Source organism: Enterococcus silesiacus, from assembly GCF_001886225.1.
GTDB lineage: Bacteria > Bacillota > Bacilli > Lactobacillales > Enterococcaceae > Enterococcus_L > Enterococcus_L silesiacus.
Genome location: NZ_JXLC01000002.1, coordinates 241933 through 254755 on the forward strand (window position 1 = coordinate 241933; position 12823 = coordinate 254755).

A 12823-nucleotide genomic window follows, 5' to 3' on the forward strand; every position below is an offset into this window, starting at 1 on the left:
AGTGCTTTATTAAGCCGAATTTATTTTTAATTTAAATGAGGATTCTTTCTATAAAATAATTGGGCTTTTATTTATTTCTCGTTTCTTTCAATAAAAATTGCTATAATTGATCAGCTTAGATTTAAGAAGTGGTATCATAGAATAGTTGATGTATTTTTAAGGAGATGACTGCGTGGAAAATGAATTAAGTAGGCCAATAAAAATCAGCATCTATATGGTCAAGTGGTTCAGCATTACTTTGTTGATTGGGTTAATAATGGGGACGTTGTCTGCTTTTTTTCTGAAAAGTTTAGATTTAGTAACGCAAATTAGAATGGATAACCCGTGGCTTTTATTTATTCTGCCGATCAGCGGTGGTGTTTTTGCCTTCTTATATAAAAAGTATGGTGGAAATGCTATCAGAGGAAATAATCTTGTCATCGATCAAGCGAATGGTGAACGAGAGAATATTCCATTGCGACTTATTCCACTGACCTTATTTGGGACAATCACTACCCATTTATTTGGCGGTTCAGTTGGTCGTGAAGGGACCGCTGTTCAAATGGGAGGAACAGTAGCTAATGCTGTGGGGCGCATGTTTCGACTTGATAAAATTGAACGAGAAATCGTGATTATCTGTGGAATCAGCGCCGGGTTTAGTTCTGTTTTCGGAACTCCATTGGCGGGAACAATTTTTGGTTTGGAAGTCTTAATGATCGGTCGTTTGAGATCTGATGGTCTTTTTCCAAGTTTTTTTGCCGCTTTTTTTGCAAACGTCGTGACAGAGTCCTTTGGCATAACGCATACACATTATGGGATGGGGCCAATACCGGATTGGTCTGTACTCTTGTTTTTCAAAATAATGATTGCCGGGATTTGTTTTGGTTTAGTGGGCTGGTTATTCAGTCGTTCGATCGTCTTAATCAAAAAAGTCTATGCTAACTGGGTTGGAAATGTCGTTTTACGGAATTTTATCGGTGGAGTCATTGTGGTGGCAGCTGTTTTTATTTTACAGACTCAACGTTATCTGGGACTAAGTTTACCTTTATTAAAAGATGCGTTTAATGGGGATAATCACTGGTTCGATTTTCTGGGGAAACTCTTTTTCACAGCTCTTTCATTAGGTGCCGGCTATCAAGGTGGCGAGGTGACACCTTTATTTGAAATTGGTGCAACATTAGGTAGTAGTTTAGCCGTGATTCTTCATTTATCGATTCCCTTTTTAGCGGGACTAGGATTTATTGGTGTTTTTTCAGGAGCGACGAATACACCAATTGCTTGTTTTATTATGGGGATTGAACTATTTGGAGGCGAAGCAGCCTTATTTTTCTTTATGATTTGTTTGATCAGCTACATGTGTTCAGGGAATACTGGGATTTATTCGGCTCAAAAAGTGGAAGTAGAAAAAGGGGTTTTATTTTTACCGCTGGTGACGAACTGGACAAATAAAAAGAGAAATTAGCATATTATAGAAAAATATTCTTAGCCTATGATAAACTAGGAAATGAGGTGAAAGCATGAAAGACTATCAATACCCTTTAGATTTAGACTGGACAACTGCTGAAATGGTAATTGTTACCAATTTGTGGTCGGCAGTAGAACAAGCAAATGAAACTGGAATTGATACCAATGTTTTTTTGAATACGTATAAAGAATTTAAGACTGTTGTTAAAAGTATTGGTGAAGAAAAACGTTTAGGCAATGAATTTCAAAAAGCATCTGGTTACTCTTTGTATCGAACACTACAACAAGCAAAAAAACAAGAGTCAGGCAGATTGAAACTAGGAGCTGATTAAAATGACAAAAGAAAAAATGATCATTGAAATCAAAGAATGGTTAAAAGAAGCGGCAGGGTACATTCGTGTTAGCTTAACCGATGAATTGAGTGTTTCACAAAAGTCTGGCAGAACAGATCTGGTTACAAATATTGATGAAGAAACGCAAACCTTTTTGATTAAAAGAATAAATCAATACTATCCCGATGATCGGATTTTGGCTGAGGAAAAAGGTTTTGACACGCTCGATTCTTTAGCTGGACGAGTTTGGATCATTGATCCGATCGATGGCACGATGAATTTTGTGATGGAACAAGAGAATTTTTGTATCATGATCGCTGTGTTTGAAGAAGGAATCGGGCAACTAGGCTTTATCTATGATGTGATGAAAGATGAATTATACTGGGGCGGCAAAGGGTACGGCGTTTTTTTGAATGATCAAAAATTATTACAGCCAAAAGATACCTCTTTATCAGAAGGCTTGTTAGGTATGAATGCATATATGTATGGTAAAAATATTTATTCTGCTGGAGAAATTGGTCACGCAAGTATGGGCATCAGAGTTAGCGGATGTGCAGGAGTCGAGTTGATCGCTATGCTAAAAGGGAATCATATTGGTTATATTTCTAATCTAAGTCCATGGGATTATGCAGCTGGTTTGGTTTTGTTAGATGAGTTTGGATTTAAGTACTCTAATATAGAAGGAAAACCATTAGCATTTGCTAAACGTGAATATTTTTTAGCAGCAACACCTACAACTTATACAGAAATTCAGGAAAATTTTATTCAGAAATAGTGACCGTTTCCTTGATACACATGGAAAAACAATTAAATAGATGTTGAAATCAGTAATGCTACCTTGAAAGAAAACATTGCTTTTTTTCAGGAAATGTGTTATTTTTCAAAAAAAGGCAATAAAATATGAAGTTTTCACAACTTTTGAAAGCTTTAGACTATATTTCATGAAAAAAATTTGGTATAATAAAAAGTCGGATTTAATGAACAAGTGACGTAAGGCAAAAGGATAAGGAGCAATTACATTGAAATACAGAGAAGATATTAGAAACGTGGCAATCATCGCCCACGTCGATCACGGTAAAACAACATTAGTAGATGAACTATTAAAACAATCAGATACTTTAGATGGCCACACGCAATTACAAGAACGCGCGATGGATTCAAACGCTATTGAAAGCGAACGTGGAATCACGATCTTAGCTAAAAATACAGCGGTTGATTACAAAGGCACTCGTATTAACATTTTGGATACACCTGGACACGCGGACTTCGGTGGTGAAGTTGAGCGTATCATGAAAATGGTCGATGGTGTCGTTTTAGTTGTTGATGCTTATGAAGGAACGATGCCTCAAACGCGTTTCGTATTGAAAAAAGCATTGGAACAAAAAGTAACACCAATCGTTGTTGTTAATAAAATTGACAAACCCTCAGCGCGTCCTGAACACGTTGTTGATGAAGTCTTAGAATTATTTATCGAATTAGGTGCCGATGATGATCAATTGGATTTCCCAGTTATTTATGCATCAGCTCTAAATGGAACATCAAGCAACTCTGATAATCCAGAAGACCAAGAACCAACAATGGCACCAATCTTTGACCAAATTATTGAACACGTGCCAGCACCAGTGGATAATTCAGATGAACCATTACAATTCCAAGTATCATTATTAGACTACAATGATTACGTTGGACGTATCGGTATCGGCCGTGTGTTCCGTGGGACAATGAAAGTTGGCGACCAAGTTGCCTTGATGAAATTGGATGGTAGCGTGAAAAACTTCCGTGTAACTAAAATCTTTGGTTTCTTTGGACTTCAACGTGTTGAAATCAATGAAGCAAAAGCAGGCGATTTGATTGCCGTTTCAGGTATGGAAGATATCTTCGTTGGTGAAACTGTTGCTGACGTAGCACACCAAGAAGCTTTGCCAATTCTACACATTGATGAACCAACATTACAAATGACATTCTTAGTAAATAACTCTCCATTTGCTGGTCGTGAAGGTAAATACGTCACTTCTCGTAAAATTGAAGAGCGCTTAATGGCAGAACTACAAACAGATGTATCCTTACTTGTAGAACCAATTGGTCCCGATTCTTGGACTGTATCTGGTCGTGGTGAGTTGCATTTATCAATCTTGATTGAAAATATGCGTCGTGAAGGCTACGAATTACAAGTTTCACGTCCTGAAGTTATCGAACGTGAAATTGAAGGCGTAAAATGTGAACCGTTTGAACGCGTTCAAATCGATACTCCTGAAGAATACATGGGTAGTGTTATCGAATCATTAAGCCTGCGTAAAGGTGAAATGCAAGATATGATCCACACTGGTAATGGTCAAATTCGTTTGATCTTCTTAGCACCAGCTCGTGGTCTGATCGGTTATACAACTGAATTCTTATCAATGACCCGTGGCTATGGTATTATGCATCACACGTTTGATCAATATCTACCAATGATTCAAGGAACAATTGGCGGACGCCGTCAAGGAGCACTTGTTTCAATCGATACAGGTAAAGCAACGACTTATAGTATCATGAGTATTGAAGAACGTGGAACAGTCTTTGTAGAGCCTACAACTGACGTTTATGAAGGAATGATCATCGGTGAAAACAACCGTGACAATGACTTGACTGTAAACATCACAAGAGCAAAACAAATGACAAATGTTCGTTCAGCCAACAAAGACCAAACATCAGTAATCAAAAAAGCAAAAATCCTTACATTAGAAGAGTCGTTAGAATTCTTGAATGAAGATGAGTATTGTGAAGTAACACCAGAAAGCATTCGTTTAAGAAAACAAATTCTTAATAAAAACGAACGTGAAAAAGCTAGTAAAAAGAAAAAAGTAGCTGAATAAAAAAGAAGCTAAGTAGGTGGAACGAGACTTAAAAAGTTTTGTTCCATCTTTTTTTGTGGATAACTTTGATGGATAATTAAAAAAACTGCGTACCTTAGTTATAGAAACCTTGATAAATAAGGGATTTGTTTTTTTACAAAAAATACTAGTGTTTCACAAAAGGCGAATTGTTTCACGCCGGCTTAATCCTCTCTTGAATTGCACTATAACGCATGCTAAAATAACAACCAGACACAAAGAACGGAGAGAATTTCATGATTGACATCAAAGACTTACTAAAAGAAAAATTTGGATACGACGAATTTCGTCATGGACAAGAAGAAATTATCAATCATGTTTTACATAAAGAAAATGTTTTAGGAATCATGCCTACAGGGGGCGGTAAATCAATTTGTTATCAATTACCCGCACTTATGCTGGAGAATCTTACTTTGGTTATTTCGCCGTTAATCTCTTTGATGAAAGACCAAGTTGATGCACTAAATATGATGGGAATCCCAGCGACATTTATCAACAGCACTATTTCCCAACAAGAGATGAACACACGCGTTCAAATGGCAGTTAACCGCGAGGTCAAGCTATTATATGTGGCACCTGAGCGTTTAGAATCCTTTGATTTTCAACAATTATTATTACATGTGCCAATTGATTTATTAGCAGTCGATGAGGCACATTGTATCTCGCAATGGGGGCACGATTTTCGTCCTAGTTATCTGCGCCTAGCTGAAATTATCGAACAATTCCAGCAACAGCCAGCGGTGATTGCATTAACTGCTACAGCAACACCCCAAGTGGCAGAAGATATCCTGCAACAATTACATATTCCAAAAGAGAACCATGTGCAAACTGGCTTTGCTCGTGAGAATCTATCATTCCAAGTGGTCAAGGATCAAAATCGAGATGTTTTCCTTTTAGAATATCTAAAGCTGAATCAGGGACAATCAGGTATTGTTTATGCCAGTACAAGAAAAGAAGTAGAACGAATCTATCATTTGCTTCAAAGTAAGAAAATAACCGTTGGCATGTATCACGGTGGGATGAATGAAAAAGAAAGAAATCATAACCAAGAGCAGTTTTTATTCGATAAGTTACAAGTGATGGTTGCAACGAATGCATTTGGTATGGGAATCAATAAAAGTAATGTTCGTTTTGTTATCCATGCCCAGATCCCTGGGAATATCGAGTCTTATTACCAAGAAGCTGGGCGCGCTGGACGTGATGGACTTCCTAGTGATGCTGTTTTACTATATGCACCACAAGATCTTCAAATCCAGCAATTTTTTATCGACCAATCCGAAATGACGATCGATTATAAACAAAAAGAATATATGAAATTAAGAGAAATGTCCCAATATGCAAATGCTCAAATGTGTCTACAAAAGTTTATTTTGCGCTACTTTGGAGAGAAAGGACATGATTGTGGGCGCTGTTCCAATTGTTTAGATGAAAGGGAATTAGTGGATATCACTGTAGATGTTCAAAAAGTTTTATCTTGTGTAAAACGCATGGGAGAAAAATTTGGTAAGGGGCTAGTTGGAAAAGTTTTGACAGGTTCAAAAGATCAAAAAATCGATCAGTGGCATTTTAATCGTCTACCTACCTATGGATTGATGAAAGATCGAACGCAAAAAGAAGTCAATCAACTAATAGATTATTTGACAGCTGAAAGATATTTAAACCCATCAGATGGTCAATATCCATTATTGTCGGTTTCGCCAACAGGGGTTCAAGTTCTTTTAGGCCAGCAAACAGTATTTAGAAAAGAAGATCAGCGTGTTCGGAAAGTTGTAGTCAATGACGGCCTCTTCGAAACATTAAGAGAATTACGGATGGACTTAGCACAAGAAGCAGGTGTACCGCCATATCTGATTTTCTCAGATAGTACCTTGAAAGAGATGTGTGAAAAACTCCCTAAAAATTCAATTCAATTATTGCAGGTAAAAGGTGTAGGACAAAATAAATTAGACAAATATGGCGAGAAATTCTTGGCAGCAATTGAACTATTTAAACAATCAGAAGAAAAAGATGCTAGTAACTAGCGGGCGCTTAGCATTGATTAACAAAAAAGTTAGAGGAAGACTCTAACTTTTTTGTATTAACCTTTATTTAGGATAAACAGCCAATCGTTCATCTTTTAACGGAATGATTTGGATTGGTTCGGCGTAAAAATCTGTGAATGTTTCTTCATTGAATAGTTCGGCTTGTGTTCCTTTTGCAAAAATGTTTCCGGCTTTGAGCAACATCAAGTGATTAAAACAAGGCAGAATTTCTTCTGTATGGTGAGTAACATACAGAAGCGTCGGATGATTCTTTTGCTCAGCGATCTGCTGGATTTGAGACAAGAGTTTTTCTCTAGCAAATAAATCCAAGCCATTGCACGGTTCATCTAAAATCAATAACTCCGGTTCAGTCATCAAAGCTCTGGAGATCAAGACTAACTGTCGTTCACCTTGAGAAAGAACAGTGTATTTTTTCCCGATAAGCGATTCACCGCCTGCATTGCTCAAAATAGTTTTTGCCTGCTCAAGTTCTTCAGGGGTATAGTGTTGATAAATCCCGATGCTAGCGAATTTCCCAGATAGAACAATTTTTTCAGCAGTTTCTCCATCTTTCATACGATACTGTAGAGCTGTGCTGACCCAGCCAATTCGGCGTTGTAACTCAGGTATCGAGGCGTGACCAAATACTTGGGTTAAAACTTCTAGCCGTCCTTTAGAAGGCCAGAGATACCCGCAAATCAATTGTAAAAGCAGTGTTTTACCAGCGCCATTCAATCCGAGGATTGCCCAGTTTTCCGATGCTTGAACTGTCCAATTCACGTTATTTAACAGTATCTTTTTATCCCGAATAAAAGATACATTTTTAAACTCAAATGCTTTCATACTAACTCCTCCTTTGTTTTATTTTACCATTAAAGAAGGAGGATAGAACAGCGGTATATGAAAAAAGTTGAAAGAAGAAAACACTGTCAAGAAAATTTCATTGACAAAGCTTTCAAACCCTTGTATAATTGCTTTTGTTGCGTTATGAGGTGATGAATATGAAATGGTCTTTACTAGAACTAAACAAATACAAAGACAAGCCATGTGAATTTTCAGAGACACTAGATTTAAAAGCGTCCCTGATGAAAAGAGATAGTCTAATTCTTGATGTTAGTCCTGTTAAAGCAACCGGGATCTTGGCAGTAGGAAAAGAAGAGTATTTGCTTCATTATAGAATTGATGTTATTGTAACAGTTCCATCTTCACGTTCTTTAACACCTGTTCCTCTTACACTTGCGATTGATGTGGATGAGGTCTTTATGACCCCAGAGCAGTATCAGCAAAGAGATGAACGTTTGGCAGATGAAGAAATCATTTTGTTGGAAAAACCAACGATCGATTTAGATGAGTCAGTCGAAGATAACATTCTTTTGTCTATTCCAATTCAAGTATTATCAGAAGAAGAACAAGTAAGCCAAGAGATGCCAAAGGGCAATGACTGGGAAGTTCTTTCAGAAGAAGAGTACGCACAGAAAAGACAAGAAGAAGCACAACAAACAATGGATCCTCGTCTTGCTAAATTATCCGAATTGTTCAGTGAAACATCTGATGAGGACGATAAGCAGTAGGATTGGAATATATCGTGCATTTTATGCACACATCTTTACAAGGAGGTGGAACACCAATGGCAGTACCAGCTAGAAGAACTTCAAAAGCTAAAAAGGGCAAACGCCGTACTCATTACAAATTAACTATTAAAGGTTTGAATGCATGTTCAAACTGTGGTGAAATGAGAAAAAGCCATCACGTATGTCCAGCATGTGGTCATTACGATGGAAAAGACGTAATCTCTAAAGAAGCATAAAACATTTTTTTGAAAATGTTAAAATCCCCTAGGCTAACCATGGAGCCTAGGGGATTTATTTTGAGCAAAAATAATCGAGTGGTCGGACAATTCTCTTCAATTGTCCGATTTCCAAACAATAAAGCGGATTAAATTAAATTAATCGAACTATTTTGTTTTCATATCAAGCATTCTACGTTATAATGATGTAGATTATAAGAAAGTTCTAATGAAGTTCTTTTCAAAGATAGTGGGAGGATACAAGATGACAAAACAACAATTTGGCGTAGTCGGAATGGCCGTAATGGGAAAAAATTTAGCCTTGAATATCGAAAGTAGAGGATATACAGTCGCTCTATTTAATCGTACAGGTTCAAAAACAACAGATGTCGTTGAGGAACATCCAGATAAAAATTTTAAAGCGACGTATACAATCGAAGAGTTTGTAGACTCTATTGAAAAACCGCGCCGTATTATGTTGATGGTTCAAGCAGGTTTTGCAACAGATGCAACGATTCAAGAGTTGCTGCCTCATTTAGATAAAGGAGATATTTTGATTGACGGAGGGAATACGTTCTTCAAAGATACAATCCGTAGAAATGAAGAATTGGCTAATTCTGGTATTAACTTTATTGGAACAGGTGTTTCTGGTGGAGAAGAAGGTGCGTTAAAAGGCCCTTCAATCATGCCAGGTGGACAAAAAGAAGCCTATGAATTAGTTGCTCCAATTTTAGAAAAGATTTCTGCTAAAGCAGAAGATGGCGAACCATGTGTAACATACATTGGTCCAAATGGTGCGGGTCACTATGTTAAAATGGTCCATAACGGAATCGAGTATGGTGATATGCAATTGATTGCTGAATCTTACGACCTAATGAAAAATATTCTTGGTGTTTCTGTGGATGAAATGGCTGAGATCTTTAAAGAGTGGAATCAAGGGGAGTTAGATAGTTACCTTGTAGAAATCACAGCAGATATTTTAACACGTAAAGACGATGAAGGAACGGGTAAACCAATCGTTGATGTCATCATGGATGCTGCTGGTAATAAAGGAACTGGAAAATGGACAAGCCAAAGTGCTTTAGACCTAGGTGTTCCATTGCCGTTGATTACTGAATCTGTTTTCGCTCGTTTCATTTCTGCTTATAAAGATGAACGTGTAAAAGCAAGTAAAGTCTTATCAAAACCAGAAGCGCCTGCTTATCAAGGGGATAAAAAAGAATTGATCGAAAAAATTCGCGAAGCTCTTTACTTCAGTAAAATCATGAGTTACGCACAAGGTTTTGCTCAATTACGTGTCGCTTCAGAAGATTATGAGTGGGACTTACCATTCGGTGATATCGCTAAAATCTGGCGTGCAGGTTGTATCATCCGTGCTCAGTTCTTACAAAAAATCACGGATGCATATGACAAAAATCCAACGATCGAAAACTTACTATTAGATGAGTACTTTATTGATATTACAAAAAAATATCAACAATCTGTTCGTGATGTTGTATCAATCGCTGTTCAAGCGGGTGTACCTGTTCCAACATTTGCTTCAGCAATTGCGTATTATGATTCTTATCGTTCAGAACGTTTACCAGCAAATCTTATCCAAGCACAAAGAGATTATTTTGGTGCACATACGTATCAACGCGTTGATAAAGAAGGCACTTACCACTATAGTTGGTATAACGAAGAATAATATGTTGGAAACCATGGGATTCAAAAAGTTCTCATGGTTTTCTCTCTGTTGTGTGGAAAATATGGGTTGTTGCTAGCTTTTTAAGACAAAAGTGGGTATAATGGGTAAGCTTTAAGATAGCTTTTAAAGAGAAAGGACAAATAACCAATGAGTAATATTCTAATTATTGAAGATGAAAAAAACTTAGCACGTTTTGTAGAACTGGAGCTGAAACATGAGGGTTATACTGCAGAAGTTCACTACAACGGACGTACTGGTTTAGAAGCGGCTTTAAATAATGATTGGGATGCTATCCTTTTAGATTTGATGTTGCCTGAATTGAACGGGCTTGAAGTTTGTCGCCGTATACGCCAAGTGAAAAATACGCCGATCATCATGATGACGGCAAGAGACTCTGTGATTGATCGAGTATCTGGTTTAGATCATGGAGCGGACGACTATATTGTAAAACCTTTTGCTATAGAAGAATTATTAGCGCGTTTGCGTGCATTACTTCGCCGTATTGATATTGAAGGTGACAAAAACGTGGCTAAACAAACAACGATTACTTATCGTGACTTAACGATCGAAAAAGAAAATCGTGTTGTACGCCGCAACTCTGAAATGATCGAATTAACAAAACGTGAGTATGAATTATTATTAACTTTAATGGAAAATGTAAATGTTGTATTAGCTCGCGACGTCCTATTAAATAAAGTCTGGGGCTATGAAACAGAAGTGGAAACGAATGTTGTTGATGTTTATATTCGCTATCTACGTAACAAAATAGATGTTCCTGGCGAGGAGAGTTATATCCAAACTGTTCGTGGAACAGGTTATGTGATGCGCTCGTGAAATCAATAAAAATGAAAAAAGCAGCAAAAAAAGAACTGAAGGGGCCTTCTTTGACAATCAAGTGGGCTTCTGCAAGTTCTTTCTTCATATTCGTTGTATTCACTATCTTCGCAGTGATTACCTATAAATCTTCTGTGAATCTTATTGTTGAAAAAGAACGTGAAAATGTAGAAAGAACAGTTGCTGAAGTTGGCAATCGTTTGGCAAATGCAAAAGAAAATTTAACCATATCTGAAGTCTATGAAAAGTTAAAAACACCTAGTGTTGATGAAAATGATTTGAATAACAAGAAAGTTTCTGTAGAAGGATCTTTGATGGAAATGGATACTATGCTTTCAGAGTTAGGGCAACCATCTTTGTTCTTATCTGTTTATGATACAAATGGAACACTTGTATTCGAAACGCAGAAAGTAAAAAGCCGACTCCTGAAAAAAGAAAAACAAGCAGCTGAAATTAAAACCTTGGAGGATAAAACGGGCTTTTTGATCATCCAACCAATTCATTCTAAAGAAAATAGAGAACAAATTGGGTACATTCAGGCGTTTTATGAACTCTCTTCATTTTATGATATCAGAAATCGGTTATTACTAACGTTGGTTGCTTTGGAAATTATTTCATTGATTTTAAGCAGTATTCTTGGCTTTATTTTGTCTTCATACTTCCTGAAGCCGCTAAAAGTGCTAAGAGATACGATGGATACAATCAGAAAGGACCCGCAGTCTGATATTCATATGCCAGATATTCATTCTAACGATGAGCTAGCAGATCTGGCGGAGATCTTTAATGAGATGCTGGATCGTATGCGACGTTATATTGAACAGCAGGAGCAATTTGTAGAAGATGTTTCTCACGAATTACGTACACCGGTTGCAATAATTGAAGGGCATTTGAACTTATTGAATCGCTGGGGGAAAGAGGACCCGGAAGTTTTAGATGAATCCTTAGAAGCCAGTCTGCAAGAAATTGTTCGTATGAAGAGTTTGGTTCAAGAAATGCTAGATCTGTCACGTGCAGAGCAAGTCGATGTTCAATACTCAAATCATACATCAAATGCTAAACAAGTCGTTTATCAAGTGTTTAATAATTTCAAAATTCTATATCCAGATTTTGTTATTACATTAGATGATGACCTATTACATGAGGTGACTTTAGGAATCTATCGTAATCATTTTGAACAGCTTTTGATCATTATCTTGGATAATGCCGTGAAATATTCAACAACGCGCAAAGAAGTTCATATTTCTATTTCTAAAACATTGAGTGAATTTGAAATTGCTATTCAAGATTTCGGTGAAGGGGTCCCAGAAGAAGATCTGGATAAAATATTTAATCGTTTCTATCGAGTAGATAAAGCTCGAGCACGTAATAAAGGCGGTAACGGACTAGGTCTATCAATTGCCAGACAGTTAGTAGAAAACTATAAAGGAAGAATAGATGCTGAAAGTGTTGTTCATCAAGGAACCATCTTTAGAATTTACATTCCGATAGTAGATAAAGGTGAAACAGTAGAGTAGGAGCTGAAGCTCCTACTTCTTTTTTTTATAAATGACGAATGATAGAGTTGTTTTGTCGAGTTAACGCTACAGAAAAAGCGAATGCTTGGGTGAGTATCAGAGGATTTGTTCGTCAACGAAAAAAACAAACAAAAATAGATATTTTCTAGTTGCTTTTTATGATAAGTATTGTTATATTTATACATGTTCTACTGAGTGTTCGTCACTTGAAAACAGACAGAAAAAAATATTTTTTTCCTCTTGACGAGTGTTAGACATTCATGATAGAATAACAAAGTTGTTAAGTAAGAAACAGCTGAAACAACTTGAAAAATCAGGAAGAAAGTTGTTGAC

At 36.9% G+C, this 12823-nt stretch carries 11 protein-coding genes; 10 read left to right on the forward strand and 1 reads right to left on the reverse strand.

Translation table 11 applies throughout. The annotated features are described in order from the left end of the window. The first annotated feature begins 172 nt into the window (after positions 1-172). The 5 genes from RV15_RS02315 (at position 173) to recQ (ending at position 6669) form a co-directional block, all read left to right on the forward strand. Positions 173-1441 (forward strand): voltage-gated chloride channel family protein, encoded by a 1269-nt coding sequence (locus RV15_RS02315; RefSeq protein ID WP_071876446.1) that lies wholly within the window; start codon positions 173-175, stop codon positions 1439-1441. A gap of 55 nt (positions 1442-1496) precedes the next feature. Further along, a complete protein-coding gene (locus RV15_RS02320; protein WP_071876447.1) occupies positions 1497-1775 on the forward strand; it encodes a UPF0223 family protein in 279 nt (92 codons plus the stop codon). A gap of 1 nt (position 1776) precedes the next feature. Then, a complete protein-coding gene (locus RV15_RS02325; protein WP_071876448.1) occupies positions 1777-2550 on the forward strand; it encodes an inositol monophosphatase family protein in 774 nt (257 codons plus the stop codon). A 244-nt stretch (positions 2551-2794) separates the two neighbouring features. Then, positions 2795-4630 (forward strand): translational GTPase TypA, encoded by a 1836-nt coding sequence (typA, locus tag RV15_RS02330; RefSeq protein WP_071876449.1) that lies wholly within the window; start codon positions 2795-2797, stop codon positions 4628-4630. A 254-nt stretch (positions 4631-4884) separates the two neighbouring features. Continuing rightward, a complete protein-coding gene (recQ, locus tag RV15_RS02335; RefSeq protein WP_071876450.1) occupies positions 4885-6669 on the forward strand; it encodes a DNA helicase RecQ in 1785 nt (594 codons plus the stop codon). Between the two features lie 63 nt (positions 6670-6732). On the opposite strand, the gene RV15_RS02340 is transcribed toward recQ, so the two are convergent. Then, positions 6733-7512 (reverse strand): ABC transporter ATP-binding protein, encoded by a 780-nt coding sequence (locus RV15_RS02340; RefSeq protein WP_071876451.1) that lies wholly within the window; start codon positions 7510-7512, stop codon positions 6733-6735. 158 nt (positions 7513-7670) lie between these two features. Here RV15_RS02340 and RV15_RS02345 point away from each other — a divergent pair, with 158 nt between their 5' ends. From RV15_RS02345 to RV15_RS02365, 5 genes are all read left to right on the forward strand, one after another. After that, a complete protein-coding gene (locus RV15_RS02345) occupies positions 7671-8240 on the forward strand; it encodes a YceD family protein (protein ID WP_071876452.1) in 570 nt (189 codons plus the stop codon). A 56-nt stretch (positions 8241-8296) separates the two neighbouring features. Next, positions 8297-8476 carry a 50S ribosomal protein L32 gene (gene rpmF, locus RV15_RS02350; RefSeq protein ID WP_010763436.1) on the forward strand — a complete coding sequence of 60 codons (180 nt, stop codon included), beginning with the start codon at positions 8297-8299 and terminating at the stop codon, positions 8474-8476. Positions 8477-8720: 244 nt separating this feature from the next. Next, entirely contained in the window at positions 8721-10142 is a 1422-nt protein-coding gene (gene gndA, locus RV15_RS02355) for an NADP-dependent phosphogluconate dehydrogenase (RefSeq protein ID WP_071876453.1), read from the forward strand. 147 nt (positions 10143-10289) lie between these two features. Continuing rightward, on the forward strand, positions 10290-10976 hold the full coding sequence (locus tag RV15_RS02360; RefSeq protein ID WP_025870779.1) for a response regulator transcription factor: 687 nt from the start codon (positions 10290-10292) through the stop codon (positions 10974-10976). Between the two features lie 11 nt (positions 10977-10987). After that, a complete protein-coding gene (locus RV15_RS02365; RefSeq protein ID WP_071876465.1) occupies positions 10988-12490 on the forward strand; it encodes a HAMP domain-containing sensor histidine kinase in 1503 nt (500 codons plus the stop codon). Positions 12491-12823 lie beyond the last annotated feature (333 nt).